The organism is Variovorax humicola (assembly GCF_037889915.1).
Classification (GTDB): Bacteria; Pseudomonadota; Gammaproteobacteria; order Burkholderiales; family Burkholderiaceae_C; genus Variovorax; species Variovorax humicola.
Window position 1 is genome coordinate 139,232 of record NZ_JBBKZV010000009.1, and the last position, 23,334, is coordinate 162,565.

Here is a 23,334-nt window from a genome sequence, read left to right on the forward strand (position 1 = left end):
AGGTTCGACGCATTCAGGCTACGACTTCATTTTCATGGCCGCCACGAGGTGTCTGGAGCCCGATCTCCACTTGGAAATGGCCTCGATGGCCGGCGTGAAGGGAATGTCCAGCGGATGCACGCGCTGTGGCACCAGTATGTAGACGGCGGCGCCAAGTGGCGTGGGCACCGACGGCACGAAAACCGTGAAACGCCCGTCATCGAGTTCCTCGATGATGAATCCGGGAACGAGGGTATCTTCGATCTCGATGAGCGCCAGCTTCCAGACGTTCTCTTCGCTCTGATTGGTCATTCGCTGGGTGAGACTTCGAAAAAGCGCGTACCCCGGGATTCGCTCGAACAGCGTTTTCTCGATTCGTTCCCGCGTCGCCTGCCCCGCCCGGGTGCTGACAGCGATGCCGACCAGGAAGCTGACGAGAGCATCAGGAGCAGGAGCGACAGGACATTTTCGGCCGGCATCCATTCCGGAAATGCTGAGGCGATTGGCCGCACAACTCGACCAAGGAACCCGCGGCCTTGAGTAAAAGCAAAATGGCCAGATAGATCGGCACGACCACGATCGCTCCGTCAAGAAAAGCTTTGACGACATAGTTGCTCAACTGCTTCATGACTTCCCTGGCTCCGAGGAGCATCGACAGATCATTGATCGAGCGACCGAGAGTGAGTTCATGGTGGACACGCGCACGTCACTGATCGGATGGGGACCGGCTCGGTTCACCGCGCATCGTTCCCGTGTCGCAGCCATGGCAAGCACTATCAGTTGACGATCGGATCGCAGTGGCAAGGGCATGCAGGGGGCGACGATGCGGGTCCGCGCGGTCAAATGACTGCGGGTGGCGCTGAATCAGCCGTCACTCACGGTGGATCAAGGCCGACACGAGTTCCGAAGCCTGCCGCCGAGCGCCAGCAGGAAATTCACGCGCATCGCTGCCTCCATGACCACCGCCTGCTGATCGTCCACGGTCGGGCCATGCGCGGCGCCACCGCCCTCCTCCACCTGACGCCAAGACCGCGGAATCGATTGGCCCCGACGGCCACGAACTGCCCTGCTTGTGGCCGCTCGAGCTGCTCCACCTGACCACCGGTGATCGAGGCGCCGATTGCAGCGTCTGCATGGATCGGAGGCTGGCCGGCAGGGCGTTTGCCTCACTCCCTCGATTGCGCGCCACCCCTGCGCGGCGATCCGGGAATAGTGTGTATTCCGCTGCGACGGATGGTGCCCGCCTGCCCGTCCTCCTACCATTTTCCTCAGCCACAGAGTTCCATTCCGGCCTCTGTCCCAGCCAACCTGAGGAGTGCAGCCATGACCCACGACGCAGTGATCGAAGCAGTCGCCCAGACTTTCGAATCGAGCATTTCCGATGCCGAGTTCCGCGAAGCGCTGGCCCATGCCGTGACAGCGGTGACCGTCGTCACCACCGATGGCCCCGGCGGCATGGCCGGCGTGACCTGCTCGGCCGTCGCCTCCGTCTGCGCCGACCCGCCGACGTTGCTGGTCTGCATGAATCGCCGCAGCTACGTGAATGGCGTCGTCAAGGCCAACGACGTGCTGTGCGTGAACTGGCTCAGCGCGCACCAGCGCGGCACCTCCGACCTGTTCGCCGGTGTCGGCGCGGTACCGATGAAGGAGCGCTTCGAGCGGGGCAACTGGCGCACGCTGTCGACCGGCGCACCGTACAGCGAAGACGCTCTCGTCGCACTCGACTGCCGCGTCGTCTCCGCGATGGAAGTCGGCACCCACAGCGTGTTTCTCGCCCGCGTGCTGGCCACGACGACGCACGCCGCAGAGCACCGCGATCCGCTTGTGTATTGCAAGCGCTCCTATGCAACCACCCAGCCGACAGCTCACGCCTGAGCCAACGGTTTCTTTCGTTCTCCACCTCACCAAGGAACAGCCATGCTCAGAACCGGAAAGCAATACCTCGAGTCCCTCAACGACGGCCGCGTCGTGTGGGTCGGCAACGAGAAGATCGACAACGTCGCGACGCATTCGAAGACGCGCGACTACGCGCAGCGCCATGCCGACTTCTACGACCTGCACCATCGCCCCGACTTGCAGGACGTGATGACTTACGTCGACGACAAGGGCGAGCGCCGTTCGATGATGTGGTTCGGCCATCGCACCAAGGACGAGCTGAAGAAGAAGCGCCGCTACCATGAAACCGTGATGCGCGAGATGATGGGCGCGTCGTTCCCGCGCACGCCGGACGTCAACAACTACGTGCTGACCACGTACACCGACGACCCGATGCCATGGCAGAAGACTTCCGTCGGCACCGAGGGCCAGCCGCTTGCGCAGCGCATCGTCGACTTCGCCGAGTTCGTGCGCAACCACGACCACAACTGCGCGCCAAACTTCGTTGACCCGCAGATGGACCGTTCGACGCCCGATGCGCAAGCCCGGTCGCCCGGCCTTCGCGTGATCGAGCGAAACGAGAAAGGGATCGTCGTCGATGGCGTCAAGGCCGTGTCGACCGGCACCGCCTTTGCCGACTGGGTGCACATCGGCGTGTTCTTCCGCCCGGGCATCCCGGCCGACCAGATCATCTTTGCCGCGGTGCCGGTCGCGACCAAGGGGCTGAGCGTGGTCTGCCGCGAAAGCCTCGTGAAGGAAGACGCGGCCGAGCATCCGCTGGCTTCCAAGGGAGACGAGCTCGACGGCATGACGGTGTTCGACAAGGTCTTCATCCCGTGGTCGCATGTCTTCCATCTCGGCAACCCGGAACATGCCAAGCTGTATCCGCAGCGCGTGTTCGACTGGCTGCACTATCACGCGCTGGTGCGCCAGATGGTGCGCGCCGAACTCATGGCCGGCCTGTCGGTGCTCATCACCGAGCACATCGGCACCAGCAAGATTCCCGCCGTGCAGACGCGCGTCGCCAAGCTCATCGGCTTCCACCAGGCGATGCTGGCGCACGTGGTGGCCAGCGAGGAGCTCGGGTTCCACACGCCGGGTGGGCTCTACAAGCCGAACATCCTGATCTACGACTTCGGCCGCGCGCTCTACCTCGAGAACTTCTCGCAGATGATCTACGAGTTGGTCGACCTGTCGGGCCGCAGCGCACTGCTCTTCGCGACCGAGGACCAGTGGGAAGACTCCAAGCTCAACACGCTGTTCGAAAAGATGAACAGCGGCCCGGTCGGGCGCCCGAAGGACCGCCTGCGCATCGGCCGCGTGATCCGCGACCTGTTCCTGACCGACTGGGGCAGCCGCCTCTTCGTGTTCGAGAACTTCAACGGCACGCCGCTGCAGAGCATCCGCATGCTGACCATGCAGCGCGCCGAGTTCTCCGGCTCGGGCACCTACGGCAAGCTGGCCCGGCAGGTGTGCGGCATCGACTCGGTGGCCGAGGACAACACCGAGTACAAGGCCACTGCAGACTATGCAAAGGCCATGGACGCGGCCCGGCACCAGGAACACCTGTCGCTGAGCACCACTCTCGCCATCTGAGGCCGCGCCATGAAGGTCCTCACCGACACCTGCGACTTGCGGCTGCCGGCCGCGGCCGTCTCGATCGGCATGTTCGACGGGGTCCACCGTGGCCACAAGAAGGTGCTGCGGCAACTGCGCGAACGCGGCCGGCAACTCGGCGTGCCGACGGCGGTGGTGACCTTCGACCCGCACCCGCGCGCGGTCGTGCGGCCCGATGCATGCCCGATGCTGCTGTCGAGCGTTGACGACCGAATGCAGCTGCTGGCCGCGACCGGGGCGGTCGACCACTGCCTCGTGCTGCACTTCAACCATGCGCGCAGCCAGCAGCCGGCCGATGATTTCGTGCTGACGACGCTGATGAACCAGCTCGGCATGCGCGAACTGATCGTGGGCGAGAACTTCGCCTGCGGGCGCGGCCGGCAGGGTACGGTGGCGTATCTGTCGGCGCTGGCGCGGCGACTCGGCTTCAGTGTCACCGGCGTGCCGCTCGACCGCGTGCCAGGCACGCACGATGCCGTGCGCAGTTCTTCCACCGAGGCGCGCCGCCTGATCCAGAGCGGCGATCTTGCGGGCGCTTCCGCCGTGCTGCAACGTCCGCACGAGATGACCGGGACGATCACGCGCGCACTGGCCGCATCGCGGCTTGTCGTCGAGGCCGCGTTGGGCCGTGGCATGTGCGCGCCGGCAGCCGCCGACTACGTGGGCGCGGTACGCTATCGCGACGACGCGTCGCCGTGGATCCCTGCCCAGCTGCGCATTCGCGATGACCGCAGCACCGGCCGTCGCATGGTGCGCCTCGTGGCCGATGGTGCCTTGAAGGCTGCTCGCGGCGACGAACTGCGCATCCGCTTCGTGGACCGCGCATGGACCGGCCGGCCGCTCTCGCACCCGGAAAGGAGCGCCTGGGCATGAAAGACTTCGTCTACACCGGTCACGCGCAGCGCGTCGTGTTCGGCAGCGGCACGCTGCAACGCCTCGGCAAGGAAGTGGCGGCTCTTGGTGCTTCGCGCGCCATCGTGCTGAGCACGCCGGGTCAGCGCGCCGAGGCCGAACGCGTGGCCACGCTGCTCGGCGCCCGTTGCGTCGGCATCTTCGACCGCGCAGAGATGCATGTTCCGATCGAGGTGGCTCGCGAGGCGCGCGAACTCGCCGCGAAGCTCGGTGTCGATTGCGCCGTGGCCGTTGGCGGCGGCTCGACCATCGGCCTGGGCAAGGCGATTGCGCTCGAGTCCGCGCTGCCCTTCATTGCCATCCCGACGACCTACGCCGGATCGGAGATGACCAGCATCTACGGCATCACCGAGACCGGCCTGAAAAAGACCGGGCTCGACGCACGCGTGCGGCCGCGCACCGTGCTCTACGACGTCGACCTGACGCTGTCGCTGCCCGTGGCCACGAGCGTGACCAGCGGCATGAACGCACTCGCGCACGCCGCGGAAAGCCTCTACGCGGCGGACACGAACCCGGTCATCGACTTGATCGCGCAGGAAGGCATCGCGGCGTTCGGCCGTGCCTTGCCTGCCTTGGGCAGCGCCGACCCGGCGCGCATCGATGCGGCACGCGCAGAAGCACTCTACGGCGCATGGCTGTGCGGCACCGCCCTCGGCGCGGTCGGCATGGGCCTGCACCACAAGCTGTGCCACACGCTCGGCGGCAGCTTCAACCTGCCGCATGCCGAGACCCACACGATCGTGCTGCCGCATGCACTGGCCTACAACGCCAAGGCAGCACCCACCGCAATGGCGCGAACCGCGCAGGCGCTGGGACGCGGCGACGCGCCGCAAGGCGTTTTCGACATTGCACAAGGTGCCGGCGCACGAATGGCGCTGAGGGACATCGGCATGCGCAGCGCCGATCTCGACCGCGCCTGCGAGATCGCGATGCAGAACCGTTATCCGAACCCACGCCCGCTCGAAGCACGCGCCATCCGTCAATTGCTGCAGGACGCATTCGATGGCGTTCGCCCCGCGGCATGATCAGCCGAAATCGTCCCGTGATCGCAGCGCTGACGGCGCTCGGTGCCTGGTCGACACACGTCGACACAGCCAACGCGACGGAAGGCGGCGGCAACTCTTATCCGATCGGCGTCGACAACACGTTCGCCGGCTACATGCTGCCGGAGGGCGCGAACTGGCTGCTGTTCTACCAGCACTACTCGGCGCGGGATTTCAAGGACAACGCGGGCAACAACAGTCCGAAGTTCGCGGACTTCCATCTTCAGGCCGACGTGATCGCGCCACGCCTGTCGTACGTATGGCCCGGGGTCCGGTTCCTGGGCGCGAATGTGGAAACGCGCGTCGTCCAGCCAGTCAGCGCGGTCGACCTGACACTCGGCATCGCGCGCCGCGCGCCGCTGTCGCCGCTGGACAAGGGCGGACAGAAGACAGGCCTTGCCGACATGTCCTTCTCGCCGGTCATCCTCGGATGGCACGGCCAGAGCTTCCACCAGACGCTGGGGATCGAGACCCATCTGCGCACCGGCAGTTACGACGTGAGCGACAACGTGAACATCGGCCGCAACTACAACCAGGTGGCACCGGTCTACGCCTTCACCTGGTTTCCCGACGCGCGTTCCGACGTGAGCGCCAAGTTTCGCTACGGCCTCAACGACCGCAATGGCGCCACGGGCTACCAGTCGGGCGATGAAGCAAGCATCGAATTCAGCGCCGGCTACCGGGTGTTGCCGCAACTGCTGCTGGGCCTGAACGGCTATGTGTACCGGCAGACCACCGACGACGACCTTCACGGCGTCACTGTTCCGAACAGCAAGGGCCGCGTCAACGCACTCGGACTTTTTGGCAGCTACCGCATCACACCGAAGTTCGCCGTCACGCTGCGCATGCAATCGGAGTTCGGCGCCCGCAACCGGCCGCAGGGCACGCGGTTCTGGGCGATGTTGCTGTGCCCTTTTTGAAGCCCCACGTTCAACCCAAGGAGACCACCATGCGCAACCTCAATCAGCACACGATCACCGATGCCGTGATCGATCGCTTCGCCGATACACCGGACCCGCGGCTCAAGCAAATCCTCACGAGCCTGGTGCGGCACCTGCACGACTTCGCGCGCGAAGTCGAACTCACCGAGGCAGAGTGGATGAAGGGTATCGAATTCCTGACCGCCACGGGCCAGAAATGCGATGCGACCCGCCAGGAATTCATCCTTCTCAGTGACACGCTGGGCCTGTCGATGCTGACGGTCGCGTTGAACCACGACAAACCCGCCGGCGCCACCGAGGCGACCGTGTTCGGACCGTTCCATGTCGAAGGCGCGCCACACTACGAAAACGGCGGCGACGTTGGCAACGGCGCGAGCGGCGAGCCCTGCATGGTGCGCGGCACCGTGCGCAGCCTGGACGGCACTCCCATCCCGGGGGCCCGCCTCGAAGTCTGGCAAGCCGACAGCGAGGGTTTCTATGACGTGCAGCGCGACGCGCTCGACCACGCGCAGGGGCGCGGCGTGCTCGAAGCAGATGCGCAGGGGCGCTTTCATTTCCGCAGCGTCCTGCCGGTGGCCTACCCAATTCCAGATGACGGTACTGTCGGTGAAATGCTGCGTGCAACCCGCCGCCATCCCTGGCGCCCGGCTCATCTGCACTTCATGGTGACCGCACTCGGCTTCGAGACGCTCGTGACGCATATCTTCCGCAAGGGCGACGCGTATCTGGACTCCGACGCCGTCTTCGGTGTTCGCGAATCCCTGCTCGGTGACTGGCGCCTGCAGGCCGACGGCACTTATCTGCTGGACTTCGACCTGGTTCTCAACCCCACGCGTGTGACAACGGCCAGGGCTGCGTCCGCGCCGCGAGAATTGTCTCAGGTGGCTTGAGCGCCATCGCGCAGGAACAGTCGCCGCACGATCGAACGGAACCACTGGCTACCTGGATCGCGATGAAAGCGGTCGTGCCAATACTGCGCAATCTCCATGGGTGGCAAGGGCAGCGGCGGCTCGACCGCCACCAGGTCCAGGTCCCTGGCCAGCGCAATGCCCAACGTCCTCGGCACGGTCGCAACCACGTCGGAGTTCCTGGCAATGAGCGCAGCAGCCGCAAAGGTCGGCACCCGGCAGACGATGTGATCGCGGGGGAGGATGGCCTCCAGTTTCCGTTCGGCATGGGCGTACTCGTGGCCGGTGCCGGTGGCCGACACCAGCGCATGCTGTTCGTTGACGAATCGCTCGAGTGCGCTTCGCGTCCCGGCTTCGTCATCCCCTGTCCTCAGGTTCTCCGCGGACAGCTGCGGATGCCCCTTGCGAAACAGCGACACGTAGCCCTCCGTCCACAGCGGGTGGCGCCGGATACCTTGCGTGAGCGAAGCAAACGAGCCGATCGCAAAGTCGACAAGCCCCGACTCCAGCCACTGGTCCAGGTGATGGACATCGCATGGAACCGCCTGCACGTGCACCTTGGGCGCTTCGACGCGCAAGGCTGCCAGCAGCGGCGGCAGCATCTGCACCACGGCTGCATCCACCATGAAGATGCTGAAACGACGGTCCGAAGTGAGCGGATCGAAGGCAGCGTAGCCGGAGCGCAGGGCGCGCATGCCATCGAGCACCGCGCGCACCGGTTGCGCCAGTTCGAGTGCCTTGGGCGTCGGTTCCATCCTGAGCGCCACGCGCACGAACAGTGGATCTCCGAAGAAGAGACGCAGCCGCGCGAGCATCTTGCTCAAGGCGGGTTGCGTCATATTGAGCACCCGCGCGCAGCGCGTCAGATTGCGCTCCACCAGGAGGATCTCGAAGATCTGGAGATGCAGCAGGTCGATCTCGCCGTCTTTGATCTTGGGAATGACGTCCATGTCGTGCAGCCGGGCAAAGAGCGTACCGCTCCGCTCGGCCGTGCGCAACAGCTTCTCCAGGCCTTGATGCGCGAACGCCTGCCAGAGCAACTGCGGTTCCCGCGCTGCTGTGCAACGGTGCGTTCGTGGTCCTGGTTCTGTCGACCACCGCAATGCAGGCGTTCCAGACCTTGCAGGACGACGACGCGACGTTCTCGCACGCCAACCAGGTCAAGAACATGCTGGCCCAGTTCCGCCCCTCACCGCCGGCATGGCGCTGGCCACCCTGTGCATGCAGTGGCGCAGCAGCGTGCGATACACCCGCCTCGGCGAGAGCCTGCCTTCCTCGAACGGCGCCGTGCAGAACACGCTCGACCAGATGACGCAGTATTTCGCCACGACGCAGGACCCGGCGCTCGCGCCGCGCCTGGCGCTGGCCCACATCGCCCGATTGGCGACGCAGGAAGCGACCTTCACGGCAGCGCTGGATTACTTCGTCGTCGTGGCGGCCTTTGCCAGCGTGTGTCTTGCGAGGCTGCTGGCACATGCCACCTGGCAAACGATCAGGCCACCGGCCAGCCTGATGCATCGGCGCCGGTTTTCGGCCGTCTCCGACAGGCACGGCCAGGCCACCGGCAGCGCGCGCGACGCACGGTAGCGCGATGCCACCGGAATGCCGGCTCGAACCGCTGTCGCACTACTGCAGACCGAAGATGCTCTCGAGGTCGGCCTCGTCGCTGCTGGCGTCGAGCTTCAGACTTTGCTGAATGTGCTCGAGGTGGTGGAGCATGAGCGTCTCGGCCCGGCGCGTATCGTTGCGCTTGATGGCGTCGACGATTTCCTCGTGCTCGTCGGCACGGCAACTCGTAGCGGTTGGCGCGTCGTAGAGCGAGATGATCAGGCAGGTCAGCGTCGAAAGCTCCCGCATCGTGCGGGCCAGTGCCGAGTTGCCGGCAAGTTCTGCCAGCAACAGGTGAAATTCTCCGGAGAGGCGCACCACCGCACGTGCGTCGTTGCGCAGGCGCGCATCCGCCTCGAGCTCCAGGTGACGGCGCAGGCGCTGCATCTTGAAGTCGTCCATCGTGCTGATCAAACGGCGCAGCACGCCGGGTTCGATCAGGCGGCGCGCCTCGAACACGTCCTGCGCCTGTTCGATGGTTGGCTTGGCCACGTGCGCACCGCGCTGCGGCACCAGCTCGACGATCTGTTCATGCGCCAGGCGGGCCAGCACCTCCCGCACCTTCGCGCGGCTGGCGCCGAAGATGGTGGCGAGACGGTCCTCGCCCAGCTTGGTGCCGGGCGCCAGGCGATGCTCCAGGATCGCCGTCGAGATCTTCTCGGCGATCGCATCGACGCTCTGTTCGCGGCCGGTGCCGCCGCTCTCCTTGGGGGCAATCATTTTCTTGGGCATGCGAGCGAATTTAATCCACGCCGGAAGCTCATCGCGTCGTGCGGTCTCTTCCAAGCAGCGCGGCAATGCCATCGGGCAGGCCGTGGTTCGGCTTGTGGGGCGGCGGCGCAAAGCTGCCCTGGCGTGCGGGCAGCGTGGCCAGCGAGACGAGGGTCTGCGCATGGCACACCGCGCTCGACACGCCATCGACGACGGGCACCGGAATGCGATCCTTGATGCTGCGTGCCAGCCCCGCCAGCGGCGCACCCGCGATGATGATGACGTCGGCGCCGTCTTCCTGGATGGCCGACAGACACAGTGCCTCGAGGCGCGCCGTGTGGTCTTCCTGCACGCGGCCAATGTCCTTCAGCGGGTTGTCGAGATTGCGGATGCTCGCCAGCCGGCCGGCGAGGCCGTTGGCCGTCACGACTTCGCGATACCAGGCAGTGATGCGGTGCGAGATCGCGACGATGGAGAAACGCTTGCCCAGCATGCAGGCGCTCATCAGCGCGGCCTCCGTCAGCCCCACCACGGGAATGTCGAGCACCTCGCGCAAGCCGTCGAGACCCGGGTCGCCGAACGCAGCCACGACGATCGCGTCATGCCGGTCGCAGTGCTCGGCCGCAAGCGTCGCCGTGGCATAGGCGCCGATCAGCGACTCGAAGCGCGTCTCGATATAAGCCACGCCGAAAGCTGCGGTCAGTACGGCCACGTTGGTGCCGGGTGCGGCCGCGCGGCGGGCTTCCGCCTCGATGAGGTCGGACACGCTTTGCGACGTGTTGGGGTTGATGAGCAGCAGGTTCATGGTGGAAAGCCTTTGCGTGGGCGTGATTTCAACGGACCGGGCGCGCCGCCGGCAGCAAGCTCGGCCGGCCACGCTTCAGGAACTCGCCGCGGCCGGCGCGCGGGTGGAACGCCTGGCCGTCCCAGACCACCTCGCCACGCGCGATCGTCGTGGCGGGCCACGCCTTCACCTCGATGCCCTCGTACGGCGTGTAGTCGACCGCATGATGCAGGTCGGCATTGCGGATCTCGCGCGGCGTGGCGCCCCACACCACCAGGTCGGCATCGGCGCCGATCGCGATCGTGCCCTTGCGCGGGTGCAGGCCATACGCCTTGGCCGGGTTCGTCGAGGTCAGCTCGACGAAGCGGTTGATGGTGATGCGGCCATCGAGCACGCCGTGCGAGAACAGCAGCGGCAGCCGCGTCTCGATGCCCGGGATGCCATTGGGAATGTGACGGAACGCCACTTCCGCGCCGCCCGGCTTCTTGCCCTCTGGCGCGTCGTATCGAAACGGCGCATGGTCGGACGAAAAGATCGTGAACAGCCCGTCGGCCAGTCCGTTCCAGATGACCTGCTGGTTGCTCTTGTTGCGCGGCGGCGGACTGCAGACGCAACGCGCGCCGCCGTAGCTGTCGTCGATGCCGAGGTCTTCGGCCGTGAGGAACAGGTATTGCGGGCAGGTCTCGGCAAATACGTGAAGGCCATGCGAGCGCGCCCAGCGGATCTGCTCGACCGCCTCCTTTCCCGACACGTGCACGATCATGATCGGCACGTCGACCAGTTCCGACAGGGCAATGGCGCGGTGCGTCGCCTCGCGCTCGACCAGCATCGGCCGCGAATGCGAATGGAAGCGCGGCGCGGTTCGGCCACTCGCTTCGAGACGCTTGGTCAGCCACTCGATGCAATCGGCGTTCTCGGCGTGGATCATCGCCATCGCATCATGTCGTCGCGCCACCTCGAGCACATCGAGGATCTGGCCGTCGTTGAGCTTCAGGTCGTCGTACGTCATGTAGATCTTGAACGACGTGTAGCCCTCGGCGATCAGCTGCGGCAGTTCATTCTTCAGCACCTCCTCGGTCGGATCGCTGACGATGAGGTGGAAGGCGTGGTCGACGTGCGCACGGCCCTCGGCGCGTGCGTGGTAGTCGGCCACCGCCGCTCGCAGGGACTGGCCTTTCTCCTGAGCGGCAAACGGGATCACGGTGGTCGTGCCACCGCATGCGGCCGAACGCGTGCCGGTGTCGAAGTTGTCGGCCATGCGGACCGGCGCTTCCATCGGCTGGTCGAGATGGCAATGGGCATCGACGCCACCCGGCGTGACGAAGGCGCCAGCCGCGTCGATTTCGCGGCGGCCGGCGGGCAGGCCCTGCCCGAGTTGCACGATGCGGCCCGCAACGATGCCGATGTCCGCATCGAAGGTGTCGCTGGCCGTGGCCACCCGCGCATTGCGCACGACGAGATCAAAGTTTGCGTTGCTCATGCGAACAGCCCTCCCCAACCCTTGACGTGGCGCGCGTTCGCGCCGGCAATCTTCAGCGCCTTCCAGACCACGGTCGCGACCGAGTCGTAGATCGGAATGCCGAGCTCGCGCTCCATCTCGTCGACCAGCGGTGCGCCGTGCAAGTTGGTGCACATCACGGTGATCGCATCGGGCCGCTGCTGCGCGACCTCGCGCAGCATGGCACGCAGCGTGTCCGGCGCGACTTCGGCGAACGAGAAGTTCACTGTCAGGTCGAGGTGCCGCTCGGCCACGCACTTGATGCCCAGCGCCGCATAGTTGGCGACGATGCGCTGCTGCACGTCTTCGACGTATGGCGACACCAGGCCCAGCGTGCGGGCGCCCTGCGCCGCGAGCAGGTCGTTGAGCGCGAGCACCGAGGTGGTTGCCGGAATGCCGGTCACCTCGGTGATGCGGGCGCACAGCGCGCGGTCGCGTTCGAAGCCGAGCCAGCTGGCGGACGTACCGCTCCAGCAGATCACGTCGACGTGTGCGTCGGCCAAGAGCTTGGCCGCGTCGAGGATGGTGCGCTCGTCGAACTGGTTCTGCGACTTGTCGCCCATCGAGATCTCGGTCACCCGGAAGCGCGAGAAGTGGGCGGAGACTTTGGGGACGCCGGCCACCATGGCGCTGGTCAACGGCTCGAGCGCGGTGTTGGAGGATGGCGTGAGGACGCCGATGCGTTTTTGCGGGGACATGTCGGTCAATCTGCGTAGGGTTCTTCAGGACGGGCGCGAAAAGATCAAAGCCTGGGCGTGTCGGTCGGATCCGCCGGCGCGCCGGGCTTGCCCGCGTGCTGCGCGGCGAGCGCCAACTCCTTCGTCATTGCCTTCTCGCTGGCCCGCGTCAGCCGCGCGCCGGCCTTGTTGTCGAGCGCCGGCAGCACGAACTCCTTGACCATCTTGCGGATGGCCAGCACGTTCTGCGACTCGCGCAGGCCGCCTTCGATCGGCAGCATGCTGGTCATCACCACCACCGCGTTGCGTTCGGGCAGCGCGACGATGAACTGGCCCTTGAAGCCCATCGCGTGCACTTCGGGCTCAGTCGGAACGATGTCGTTGAGCCACCAGTACATCCCGTACCACGGCGCGGAGGTCGGCGCTGTCAGGGTGCGCATGGTGGCCTGCGACACCAGTTGCTGGCCGTCCCAGCGCCCGCCCGACAGCACCAGCATGCCGAGCTTGGCCATGTCGATGGCACGCAGGCGCAAGCCCCAGCCCGAGGACACGAGGCCCTTGTCGTCTGCGCGCTCCCAGGCGTAGTGGCTCATGCCCATCGGCTTGAACAGCTTCTGTTCGGCATAGTTTTGCAGGGGCATCCCGGCGTCGGCGCCGAGCGTGGCGCTGGCCAGGATCGGGTTGATGTCGGTGTACTCGAATTCCTGGCCCGGCGGACGCTTGGGCGCCGTGGTCGCGGCCAGCTTCAGGCGGTCGGGCGCGCCATAGTAGATCGGATCGTCGGTGGGCTGGAAGTTGTAGACCAGGCCCGTCGACATCGACAGCACATGCCGCAACTCGATGCCCTGCTTGTCGGCAAAGGCATCCTTCAGGTCGGGTCGCGCCTTGACCAGCACGGGCGCGATCTTCTCGTCGAATCGCGAGCGGCCTTCGTCCACGAGCGCGCCCGCGCACAGCGAGGTCACGTTCTTGGTGATCGAGTAGAGCTCGTAGTTGTAGTCGCGTGTCAATCCCTTCGAATAGCGCTCGAACACCACCTTGCCGTCCTTGACGACGACAAGGCTTCGCACGTCGAGGTCCCGCCTGCGGATCCATTCCGACAGTTGCACCAGCGGGCGTGAATCGACGCCCACGCTTTCGGGCCACGCATGCGGCAGGTCGGCCGCCGCGGCAGCGGTGCAGATGAGCGACGCCGCGATCGCGGTCATGGCTGCGAGGGTGATCGTCGTCATGGCTTACTTCTCCGGGCCGTCGTTGAATGCCAGTTCCGTTCCCGGAACGCCCTGCGCCTGCGCGCTGAGTTCAAGCTCGTGGCGGAGTTTCTGCTGTGCCTGCGCGTTGACCGAAGGACGCGGGATCACCTGCATCGCCGGCAGGACATAGTCGTTGACCATGCGGCGGTACGTGTTGAGGTAGGCGCCCGTGCGCAAGCCGCCATCGGTCGGCAGGATCGCCGTCATGACGATGACCGCGTGCTCTTTTGGCAGCACGGTGATGAACTGGCCCTTGAATCCCATCGCGCCGAATTCCGGTTCGGACTCGACGATGTGGTTGATCCAGGTGTAGTAGCCGTAGTCCTTCGCGGTGGCCTTGGCCGACGGTGTCCGCATCTGCTGGATCCACGCCGCGGGCACGACCTGGCGCCCCTGCCAGCGGCCGTCGTCGAGCATCAGCATGCCGACCTTGGCCATGTCGATGGCGCGCAGCCGCAGGCCCCATCCGCCGGAGACCGTGCCGGTCTTGTCGGCGCCGGTCCAGCGATAGTTGCGCATGCCCAGTGGCTTGAACAGGTGTTCTTCGGCATAGTGGTCTTCGGGTTGCCCGGCTGCCGCCGCGATCGCCGCGCCGACCAGCACCGGGTTGGCATCGGTGTATTCGAAACGAGTGTCCGGCGGGATCCGCGGCACTGTCGACAGCGCCACCTTCAACCGGTCGGGTGCCTGGAAGTACAGCGGGTCGGAACCTTCGACTTGCTTGTAGAGCAAGCCGCTGGACATCGCCATCAACTGGCGTAATTCGATGTGCTTCTTGTCTTCGATCGCCTCACGAAATTGCGGATTCGTCTTCAGGATCCACTTCGCGGCGGGGTCGCTCAACGCGATCTTTCCTTGGCCGGCGAGCGTGCCGAAGGTCAGCGCGGTGATGGTCTTGGTGACGGAGTAGAGCTCGAAGTTGTGGTCGCGCCCGACGCCGGCCCCGTAGCGTTCGAAGATCAGCTTGCCGTCCTTGACCACGAGCAGGCTTCGCACGTCGAGCTTGTCCTTCCGGATCCATTCGGATAGCCGCACCAGCGGTGCCGAATCCACGCCAACGGCTTCCGGCGCCGCGCTGGCGATGCCGTCGTCGGCAGCGGCGCCCTGCGCAAGCGCTGCGCCTGCCAGCATGGCTTGCAATGCGAGCGCACCGAATGCCAGTGCCACGCTACCCGTCAGGGAACGGCTCATCCCCGATGCAAATCGATTCGATTTCATGGAAGTCTCCTTGGGGGTGCCGGGGGATCAGACGGGCAGCTTCTTGCTGTAGTCGATCAGCAGCGTCGAGCAGATGAACAGGCCCGCGCCGGCTGCCGCGAACATCATCAGCGCCATGAAGTACGAACCGGTCGCCTGCACGAGCAGACCCACCACGATCGGTACGCCGATGCCCGCAACGTTGCCGCCGAGGTTCATCGTGCCGCCGAGGAAGCCGACATGTGCCTTGCGGCCGAGGATCGACGGCACGCACCAGAACAGGCCGCACCAGCGCAGGAAGAACAGCGTGACCGACAGCAGCACGACGACGGTGAGCGGATCGGTGATCTGCGAAACGGTGTAGATCGCGACGGTGGCGATGACCGAAGCGATGCCGAACAGCGTGCGCAGCACCTTGCTGGTCGAGGCACCGGCCGCCTTCCACTTGTCGGCCAGCCAGCCGCCGAACATTTCGCCGACGAAACCGGCAAAGAACATGCAGAACACGGCGCCGCCCATTTGCTTGATGTCGAAGCCATGCACCTTGGAGAGGTAGGTGGGCATCCATGTCAGCAGGCCGTAGAAGAGCGCGTTGAAGCACATCCAGCCGAAGAACATGCCCCAGACCGAGCGATAGCGCAGGAAGTCGAGCACGCGGCCGCTCGCGCCCTGAGGTTCGCTGGCGGCATCTTGCGCCTGGCTGGCCTCGATGTAGACGGCTTCCGCGTCGTTCACGCCGGCATGCTCGCGCGGGTGGTTGCGGATGTAGCCCCAGGCGAAAAAGCCAGCCAGCACGGTGCCGATGCCTGCGATGGCGAAGGACATGCGCCACGATTCGAGGCCTGCGATCAGGCCGGAGATCAGGATGGCGCCGAGCGCGGCACCCAGCGGCGCGCCTCCATCGAGCAGCGTCGCGCCGCGGCCGCGTTCGTTCTGCGTCATCCAGATACCGTTCAGCTTGCCGCCCGCGGGGTAGATCGGCGCTTCAGCCGCCCCCAGTCCAAGGCGCGTCAACAGCAGCGGGACCCAGCCCGTGCAGGCCGCAGCGATGGCCTGGAAGAAACCCCAGCCCAGCGTGGCGCCGGCGATGACGACGCGCGGACCGAAGCGGTCGGCCAGCATGCCGCCCGGAATCTGCATGAATGCGTAGGTCCAGAAGAAGGAACTCAGCAGCAGGCCCTGGATGGCCGGGCCAATGTCGAACTCCTTGGCGATCAGTGGCATGGCGACGGACAGCGAGGCCCGGTCGATGTAGTTGATCGAGATGAGCATCAACATCATCAGGAAGATCTTCCAACGCACCTTCGTGGGTTGGAGGACGGTGTCTGGCGTAGCGGCGGTCGATGAGACGGCGGCCGTCATGGTCGGTTGCATGGAGAACTCCTTGCGGCAGCGGCCTTTGACTTGCGCGTCATCTCGGGCATCCACCGGACATCAATGGTGAGATTCGAAGGGTGCCAACTGGCCGGTCGGACCTGGCGCGTTGGCGGGCTTGCAGTCGCGAATCGGGCTGGGATGGCCAGTGCTCCGCCGAGGCTGTAGAGCGGAATTTAGAGTTTGTCGAACTCTGTGTCAACAATGTTGTTGACATTATTGTCGTCACTATCGTAAACCCCTAGCCCGCGATGATGGGAGCCATTGGGCTGAGGAGTGATGACCCTGGACATGATTGGCGCGGTCCTGCGGATTCACCACAGCGGGAAGAGATCGGTGCGCCGATGGGGCCGACGAGCGCGGATTGCGGTGCCGGGAGCCCTCAGCCGTGCGCAGCGGCGCCGACCGGCTCGTCAAAGCCCACCATGCGGGTAAATTCCTCCATGCGCTGGCGAGGCATGTCCATCCGGTTCACGCTCGCGGCTGGGTCGCCGAAGCCCATCGCCATCCCACAGGCCGTCACCTGTTCCGGCGACATCTGCAGGAACGGCGCAATCACCGAATGGAAGCGTGCGAAGGACACCTGCGGGCAGGTGTCGATGCCGCGCGCCTTCGCAGCGATCATCACGTTCTGCACGAAGAGGCCGAGGTCAAGCCAGCTGTGGCGTCCCAGGCTGCCATCGACAGAAAAGATCAGACCGACCGGCGCCCCGAAGAAGCTGAAGTTGCGCTGCGTCTGTCGCGCCCGCGCCTCGACATCCGACCGGTCGATGCCCAATGCGCCGTAGTAGCGCTGCGCGAAATCGGACTGGCGTTCGCTCAGCGCCGGCGGCAACGGATCGGGGAAATGCGTCGACGGTGGCAGGGACCGTTCCTGGAACGCTTTCACCAGCGCATCGCCCAGTTCCTTCATAGGCACGCCGGTCAGCACATGCACGCGCCAAGGCTGGGTATTGGAGTTGCTCGGCGCACTGGAGGCTGCATCCAGGACCCCGGCGACCAGTTCGCGAGACAACGGCCTGGACGTATAGGCGCGCACCGACCTGCGCGCCGTCAGGACATGGTCCACGCTGCCTGTCAGGCCGCCGGATGGCAACTCAAGCGCCGACACGTTCCACCACCTCGGGATGCGGTGCAGGGCGGTACGAGATTCGTCCCGCGGGTAGGAAGAACAGCGCTATCACCGCTCCGCCCTTGGCCTCCGGATAGTGGTGGCTCCCCGGGGCCGGAGCGGTCCAGCCTGCATGGCACCAGCCGTTGGGGCCGTTGAGGGCGGCACCAGGATCCAGCGGCACCACCATGTTGAATTCGCCGTACGGATGTCCGTGGTATTGACCGCGATAGCTGTCGCCCGGGTTGCCTTGCCGGTTCCCGTTGCTGTTCATGTAGACCGCGGTGATGCTGAAGTGGTGGGTGCGATCGCTCGGATCCGCGATCCGGCTGCGCCGATAGACGGGGCCGTCGAGTTCGACGCTGGCGGCCCAGCCTTCCTGCACGCCCTTCTTCACCAACTCGGCGAGCGTGCGATAGAGCTCGCTGCCGGGCCCGTACTTCTCGTTCAGCCAGCGCTCGACATCGTTGCCGGCCGTCATGTCCTTGACTTCATCGAGAAAGGGAATGCTGTGCTCGATCAGTGCCTGGCGGTCGGGATTCAGTGCTTCGTTCGTCATGTCTTACTCCTCCGAGCGGAAGCCCGAGGCCCGGACGATCGGGCCCCAGGTGTCGCGCTCACGTTCGATCAGGTTGGCGTATTCGTGCGGCGGCAAGGTCAGCGTCTCCAGTCCCACCTGCGCGAAAGCCGCTCGCAACGCCGGGTCCAGGCTTGCCGTCACCATCGATTCGTGCAAGCCCTTCACAGTTGCGTCCGGCGTTCCAGGTGGGGCGAAGACGCCGTAGGTTTCGCCGCCGCGGATCTTCGTGAAACCTTGCTCCCCGAAGGTCGGCACCCCGGCCATGAAGGCGGATCGCTTCGCGCCGGCCACGCCCAGGATCCTGATCCGGCCTTGCTGCAGATAGGGGAGGAAGTCCGCGACGAAACCGAAATAGGCGGGGATCTGCCCGCCGACGAGGTCCTGCATGGCCGGGGCGGAACCGCGATAGCCGACGTGCTGCAGCTTGAGGTTGCCAGCCTCCGACAGCTGATAGCCGAGAAAGTGCGCAATCGACCCGGCGGCCGGGGATGCGTAGGTCGCACCGCCCGGGGTGCGACGCACCCATGCCACGTAGTCTTCCAGCGTCCGCACGGAAGCGGGTACCGCGCTGCTTACCGCGAAGGCGCAGGTGGCTTCCACGAGGGGCGAAACCGGAACGAGATCCTTGGCCGGGTCATACATCAGGCGCGCGTAGACATGGGGATAGATCGTCAACGCCGACGCCTGCGTGCACAGAAGCGTGCTCGCGTCGGGACGTTCGCGCTTCAGCTGGCTGCTCGCGATGCGACCCGCGGCACCCACGCGGTTGTCCACGATGTACTGCCGGCCCTGCCTGCGCCAGGCCTCTGCCAGTTGCCGCGCGGTGGTATCGAGCGTTCCGCCCGCGGGATAGCCGACAAGGAGCTTTCCGGTGGTGCCGACAGTCTGTGCAAGGACCGGCGGCAGGCAAGCGGCGGCGGGCGCCGCCATGACGATTCTCGTGAATGCGCGACGGGAGAGAGGGTTCATTGAGGCACCTCGGTTCATGGGTTGGACACGGGATGGACGCAATGATGGGTCGCCGGTGAATTGAATGGAACTGATGTCTTTGCAAGAGCAAAATGCATGGAATTCATTTCAGTGTCCACCACCCTTTTGCGTGACCCGCGATGAGCATCGGCCGCATCGATCTGAACTTGCTGAAGGTGTTCGACGCGGTCTACGAAGAACGCAACCTCGTCATCGCTGGACGCCGCCTGAATCTGACCCAATCGGCGGTAAGCCATGCGCTCGCACGACTGCGCGAACTCGTGGGCGACGACCTCTTCCTGCGCACCGGCAAGGGCATGGTCCCCACCGGCCGCGCCTTGGCCATGGCGCCCGTGTTGCGGGATTCGCTACGGCGCATCGAGGCCACGCTGGGCGTCGAGTCCTTCTTTCCCGAGCACTCGACACGCCGGTTCGTGATTGCCGCGAACGACCATGTCACCGCGGTCATTGTTGCGCCACTTGCGCGCGCCCTGCAGGAAACGGCGCCGGGCGTGGACCTGGTGATTCGGCCTTCCACGCGCCTGGATCTGGCCGAGCAGATCGACCTCGGGCGCATCGATCTGGCCATCGGCATTTTTTCGCAAGTGCCCGCGCGGTTGAATACCCGGATCCTGATGACGCAACGAGAAGTGATGCTGATGGCCAAGGGACACCCGGCTTCGCGCCGCAAGCTCTCGTTGCGCGACATCGCCAAGTACCCGCTGGTGACGGTGTCGGTCGGCGGCCAGGAAGAAGGCGCGGTGGACGGATTTATCGTCGAGCGTGGCCTCGCGCGCCAATCCGAGATGTTTGACCGTCACTCGCTGGAAGAAGCGCTGGCGGAAATCCAGACGGTTCCACGCCTGCGCGTCACCGTCCCCCATGCGCTGGCCATCCCGGCGCTGCTGCGCGGAAGCACCATGCTGTCCATCGTGCCGGCCTCGCTCGCCAAGGCGCTCACGAAAACCGGCGAACTCCTCGTTCGTCAATCGCCCTATCGCGCAGGCACTGCCACGACGCGCGCCGTCTGGCACCGCCGCAATGACCATGACGCGGCCCATGCGTGGTTGCGCGAACTCGTGATTGCGGTCGCCAAGGCAGCTGCAGACGAAGACTCAAAAGTCAAAGGCAGCGGACATTCCCGACCATCGCCCGACAATTGAGCCGTGTCCCGGCCCTCGTCAACTTGCCTTGAGTGAGTCGAGCCGGCCCTGTACCCGCAGGGCGGCACGCCGCAACTGTTCGGCGATGCGCTGCGGTGCAAGGTCGGGTGCGTCGCGGGACATCACGACGCTCAAGCTTCCGAGCAGATGCTTGCCGTGTTGGATGGCGATGGCCCAGCCCAGCGCATCCGCGTCGACTTCGCCTTGCGTGTGCGCGACCAGCTTCTCGCCCAACGCACGGAGGCGCTCCGCCAGCGCTTGCGGATTCGTCGGCAGCCCGGCCTTGCGGATCTCGCTGGCGTCGCGCTCGGCCAGTGCACGAATCGCATCGCGATCGAGCTGGGCCAATATGACCGTGGACGTGGCGCCGCGGTAGAGCGGCATCGCTCGGCCGCGTTCGTAGCTCACTGCCTTGGGTCCATGGCGCCCGCGCACCTGGTCGACGCACACCACTTTCGAGGCATGCAACCGGGCGAGGATCGTGGTGCCGCCGGTGCGCTCCGACAGCGTGCGCATGATGTCGGACGCCGCCGCGATGAGTGGATCGTGCAGCCGGATCTGCCGGTCGAGTTCGACAATCGCCGGGCCCAGCACGTAGACACCGGTCGCAGCGCTTTCAATGAAGCCGGTGTGCTCGAGTTCGGCCACGTAGCGGTACGCCGTGGCGCTCGACACCTCGAGCAGCCGCGCGATCTCCGCAACGCGCACCTGATGCCGCGCCTGCGTGAACAGATGCAGAACCTGCAGGACGTTCGCTGTCTTGGCCATGGCGCACCTTCGGGTTAATACGGATCTTCGATTGAAGATTCTCAATTTCCGAGAATTATCTTTGACCCGCCAGGCGCTGGGGAAGATCCTTCGTCTCCATCGGCAAACCCATCAGGAGACAGGCAATGAATCAAATTCCCCGGACCATCGACGTGGCCCGCTTCATCGACGACAGGCCCATGGGGCGACTGCAGTGGCGCATCCTCGTCATGTGTTTTCTGATCGTCCTGCTCGACGGCTGGGACACCGCGGCGATCGGCTTCGTCGCGCCTTCGATCATGGGCGAGTGGGGCTTGGCCAAGGCGATGTTCGGCCCGATCCTGAGCGCCGCGATGTTCGGCCTTGCGGCCGGCGCGCTGATCGGCGGGCCGGCTTCGGACCGCCTGGGACGCAAGGTCGTGCTGGTCATCTCCGTGGTGGCCTTTGGCGCCTTCAGCCTGCTGTCCGGTTTTGCGCACAGCGCGGTCGAGCTGACCGTGCTGCGCTTTCTCACCGGCCTCGGCCTTGGCGCGGCAATGCCCAACACCACCACGCTGGTTTCCGAATACGTGCCGGCTCGTGCGAAGGCCTTCCTGCTGACGCTCATGTTCACCGGCTTCACGCTCGGTTCGGGCCTCGGCGGATTCGCGGCAGCGTGGCTGATCCCGCACTTCGGATGGCGTTCGGTGCTGGTGGTCGGCGGTGCGTTGCCATTGATGCTGGTGCCCGTGCTGATGGCGGCCTTGCCGGAGTCGGTGCGCTTTCTTGCACTGCGCGGCGGCCAAGGTGAACGCATCGCCCTCACGCTGTCGCGCATCGGTGGCGAACCGATCTCCGCGCAATCGACATTCGTGCTGGCAGAAGCGAGCGTCACGGGCCGCGATTCGATGCGCAGCCTTTTCTCTTCAGGCTTCGCAGCGATCACCTCGCGACTGTGGGCCACCTACTTCATGGGCCTGCTGATCATCTACCTGCTGAGCGGCTGGCTGCCCACGCTGATGCGCGATGCGGGCTTCAGCATCGAGCGCGCTGCGTTCATCACGGGCATCTTCCAGATCGGCGGCTCGATCGGCTCGATCTCCATCGGCTGGGTCATGGACCGCCTCGACCGGCGTTACGTCGTCGGCCTCTCGTATGCGATTGGCTCGGTGTGCGTGCTGCTGCTGGGCCGCATCGAAATGACGCCCGGAATGTTCTCCGCAGTGCTGCTGCTGTGCGGCGTGTTCCTGAGCGGCGCGCAGACCGGCATGAATGCACTGGCACCAATGAGCTACCCGACTGCCATGCGCGCCACCGGCGCAAGCTGGATGCTGGGCATCGGCCGCTGCGGCGGCATCTCGGGTTCGCTGATCGGCGGACCGCTGCTGGCCATGGGGCTTTCGACCGGCAACCTGTTCAGCCTGCTGGCCATTCCCGCCGCCCTGGCCGCTGCCGCCATGCTGGGCGGGCGATCGCGCCGCAACCCGGTCGACGACCCGGTCCGGGCCGTCCCGCTGCATTGACCCTTCGACGTCACCGCCACGCACCCACCCACCCACCCACCCACCCATTTGCTCAAGGAGAACATCATGGAACTCGGCGCATCGCTCTTCGAACTCGAGATCACCGCCACCAATCCGCAGGCCTCGGCCTCGTTCTACGCGGCGACCTTTCAGCTGAACCCTGCGCACCACGATGCAGGCGTCGCCTGCTCGGCCGCCGGTCGCAGCCTGCGCCTGGTGCCCGGCGAAAGCGGCCGGCTGCAGCGCGCAAGCTTCAGGTTCCACGATCGCGCAGGCTTCGACGCGCATCGCGCCGCACTGGCCTCGCGTGCCGTCGAAACCAGCGAGCAGGAACAGGACGCCTACACGGTGCGCGATCCCGAAGGAAGGCGCATCACATTCCTGGCACCCGCCGATGCAGGCACGCCCATGACCAGCACCCTGCTCCCCGCCAGGCTGCAGCACTTCGGCGTTCGCTCACCCTCTCCCGCCCGCCTCGCCGATTTCTATGCCGCGCAACTCGGCTTCGTCGAATCGGACCGCGTGCTCGACGACAACGGCGAACCCACCGCGATCTTCCTGCGCACCGATGCCGAACACCATTCGATGGCGATCTTCAGGTCGGCGCAGGTCCGCTTCGACCACTTCTCGTGCGAGGCGCCGGGCTGGCAGGCGTTGCGGCAATGGGCCGACCACATGGCCAGCGTGGGCGTGGATCTCGCGTGGGGCATTGGCCGGCACGGGCCGGGCAATGACACCTTCCTGATGGTGAAGGACCCGGACGGCAACCTGGCCGAAGTTTCATCGGACCTCGAGACCTGCGCACCCGACCGGCCCATCGGCATCTGGCCACACCGGCCGCAAACCCTGAACCAATGGGGCGTGGCCCTGATGCGCAGCTGACGC

General features: G+C 65.7%; 23 protein-coding genes. 10 read left to right on the plus strand and 13 right to left on the minus strand.

What is annotated here, in order from left to right; all coding sequences use genetic code 11:
- Window positions 1-18: 18 nt before the first annotated feature.
- On the minus strand, window positions 19-462 hold the full coding sequence (locus tag WKW80_RS16965) for a DUF502 domain-containing protein (RefSeq protein WP_340364735.1): 444 nt from the start codon (window positions 460-462) through the stop codon (window positions 19-21).
- A gap of 840 nt (window positions 463-1,302) precedes the next feature.
- On the opposite strand from WKW80_RS16965, the gene WKW80_RS16970 reads away from it, so the two are divergent.
- The 6 genes from WKW80_RS16970 to WKW80_RS16995 are packed head-to-tail and all read left to right on the plus strand — an operon-like array spanning window position 1,303 to window position 7,257.
- Window positions 1,303-1,854: a flavin reductase gene (locus WKW80_RS16970; protein WP_340364736.1), complete on the plus strand. Its 552-nt coding sequence runs from the start codon at window positions 1,303-1,305 to the stop codon at window positions 1,852-1,854.
- Between the two features lie 42 nt (window positions 1,855-1,896).
- Window positions 1,897-3,450, plus strand: coding sequence for a 4-hydroxyphenylacetate 3-hydroxylase N-terminal domain-containing protein (locus WKW80_RS16975; RefSeq protein WP_340364737.1), 1,554 nt, complete (start codon window positions 1,897-1,899; stop codon window positions 3,448-3,450).
- Window positions 3,451-3,459: 9 nt separating this feature from the next.
- Window positions 3,460-4,344: an FAD synthetase family protein gene (locus WKW80_RS16980; RefSeq protein ID WP_340364738.1), complete on the plus strand. Its 885-nt coding sequence runs from the start codon at window positions 3,460-3,462 to the stop codon at window positions 4,342-4,344.
- Window positions 4,341-5,408: a maleylacetate reductase gene (locus tag WKW80_RS16985; RefSeq protein ID WP_340364739.1), complete on the plus strand. Its 1,068-nt coding sequence runs from the start codon at window positions 4,341-4,343 to the stop codon at window positions 5,406-5,408. The genes WKW80_RS16980 and WKW80_RS16985 overlap by 4 nt, the downstream gene beginning before the upstream one ends.
- Window positions 5,409-5,425: 17 nt before the next feature.
- Entirely contained in the window at window positions 5,426-6,346 is a 921-nt protein-coding gene (locus WKW80_RS16990; RefSeq protein WP_340364740.1) for a SphA family protein, read from the plus strand.
- Between the two features lie 29 nt (window positions 6,347-6,375).
- A complete protein-coding gene (locus WKW80_RS16995; RefSeq protein WP_340364741.1) occupies window positions 6,376-7,257 on the plus strand; it encodes an intradiol ring-cleavage dioxygenase in 882 nt (293 codons plus the stop codon).
- On the opposite strand, the gene WKW80_RS17000 is transcribed toward WKW80_RS16995, so the two are convergent.
- A complete protein-coding gene (locus WKW80_RS17000) occupies window positions 7,245-8,315 on the minus strand; it encodes a LysR family transcriptional regulator (RefSeq protein ID WP_340364742.1) in 1,071 nt (356 codons plus the stop codon). The two genes, WKW80_RS16995 and WKW80_RS17000, sit on opposite strands and share 13 nt — an antisense overlap.
- 160 nt (window positions 8,316-8,475) lie before the next feature.
- Here WKW80_RS17000 and WKW80_RS17005 point away from each other — a divergent pair, with 160 nt between their 5' ends.
- Entirely contained in the window at window positions 8,476-8,862 is a 387-nt protein-coding gene (locus WKW80_RS17005; protein ID WP_340364743.1) for a hypothetical protein, read from the plus strand.
- A gap of 39 nt (window positions 8,863-8,901) precedes the next feature.
- On the opposite strand, the gene WKW80_RS17010 is transcribed toward WKW80_RS17005, so the two are convergent.
- The 10 genes from WKW80_RS17010 to WKW80_RS17055 form a co-directional block, all read right to left on the minus strand.
- A complete protein-coding gene (locus WKW80_RS17010) occupies window positions 8,902-9,615 on the minus strand; it encodes a GntR family transcriptional regulator (protein WP_340364744.1) in 714 nt (237 codons plus the stop codon).
- A gap of 28 nt (window positions 9,616-9,643) precedes the next feature.
- Entirely contained in the window at window positions 9,644-10,399 is a 756-nt protein-coding gene (locus WKW80_RS17015) for an aspartate/glutamate racemase family protein (protein WP_340364745.1), read from the minus strand.
- Between the two features lie 28 nt (window positions 10,400-10,427).
- Window positions 10,428-11,858 (minus strand): dihydropyrimidinase, encoded by a 1,431-nt coding sequence (hydA, locus tag WKW80_RS17020; RefSeq protein WP_340364746.1) that lies wholly within the window; start codon window positions 11,856-11,858, stop codon window positions 10,428-10,430.
- Window positions 11,855-12,574: a maleate cis-trans isomerase family protein gene (locus WKW80_RS17025; RefSeq protein WP_340364747.1), complete on the minus strand. Its 720-nt coding sequence runs from the start codon at window positions 12,572-12,574 to the stop codon at window positions 11,855-11,857. Before WKW80_RS17025 ends, hydA begins: the two co-directional genes overlap by 4 nt.
- A 44-nt stretch (window positions 12,575-12,618) precedes the next feature.
- Entirely contained in the window at window positions 12,619-13,785 is a 1,167-nt protein-coding gene (locus tag WKW80_RS17030; protein WP_340364748.1) for a serine hydrolase domain-containing protein, read from the minus strand.
- A gap of 3 nt (window positions 13,786-13,788) precedes the next feature.
- The gene (locus tag WKW80_RS17035; RefSeq protein WP_340364749.1) at window positions 13,789-15,024 is read right to left on the minus strand and encodes a serine hydrolase domain-containing protein; all 1,236 of its coding nucleotides are present in this window, start codon (window positions 15,022-15,024) and stop codon (window positions 13,789-13,791) included.
- Window positions 15,025-15,051: 27 nt separating this feature from the next.
- The gene (locus WKW80_RS17040; protein WP_422822919.1) at window positions 15,052-16,377 is read right to left on the minus strand and encodes an MFS transporter; all 1,326 of its coding nucleotides are present in this window, start codon (window positions 16,375-16,377) and stop codon (window positions 15,052-15,054) included.
- Window positions 16,378-16,759: 382 nt separating this feature from the next.
- A complete protein-coding gene (locus WKW80_RS17045; protein ID WP_340364750.1) occupies window positions 16,760-17,488 on the minus strand; it encodes a nitroreductase in 729 nt (242 codons plus the stop codon).
- On the minus strand, window positions 17,475-18,047 hold the full coding sequence (locus tag WKW80_RS17050; RefSeq protein WP_340364751.1) for a 4-hydroxylaminobenzoate lyase: 573 nt from the start codon (window positions 18,045-18,047) through the stop codon (window positions 17,475-17,477). The genes WKW80_RS17045 and WKW80_RS17050 overlap by 14 nt, the downstream gene beginning before the upstream one ends.
- 3 nt (window positions 18,048-18,050) lie before the next feature.
- Window positions 18,051-18,998, minus strand: coding sequence for a tripartite tricarboxylate transporter substrate-binding protein (locus WKW80_RS17055; RefSeq protein ID WP_340364752.1), 948 nt, complete (start codon window positions 18,996-18,998; stop codon window positions 18,051-18,053).
- Between the two features lie 179 nt (window positions 18,999-19,177).
- Between WKW80_RS17055 and WKW80_RS17060 the strand changes: the two genes are divergently transcribed.
- The gene (locus WKW80_RS17060; RefSeq protein WP_340364753.1) at window positions 19,178-20,200 is read left to right on the plus strand and encodes a LysR family transcriptional regulator; all 1,023 of its coding nucleotides are present in this window, start codon (window positions 19,178-19,180) and stop codon (window positions 20,198-20,200) included.
- Between the two features lie 18 nt (window positions 20,201-20,218).
- Here the strand turns inward: WKW80_RS17060 and WKW80_RS17065 are convergent, their stop codons facing one another.
- Complete coding sequence (locus WKW80_RS17065) at window positions 20,219-20,968, minus strand: IclR family transcriptional regulator (protein WP_340364754.1); 750 nt, start codon at window positions 20,966-20,968, stop codon at window positions 20,219-20,221.
- A gap of 125 nt (window positions 20,969-21,093) precedes the next feature.
- On the opposite strand from WKW80_RS17065, the gene WKW80_RS17070 reads away from it, so the two are divergent.
- Entirely contained in the window at window positions 21,094-22,449 is a 1,356-nt protein-coding gene (locus WKW80_RS17070; RefSeq protein ID WP_340364755.1) for an MFS transporter, read from the plus strand.
- Between the two features lie 66 nt (window positions 22,450-22,515).
- Entirely contained in the window at window positions 22,516-23,331 is an 816-nt protein-coding gene (locus WKW80_RS17075; protein WP_340364756.1) for a VOC family protein, read from the plus strand.
- Window positions 23,332-23,334: the final 3 nt, after the last annotated feature.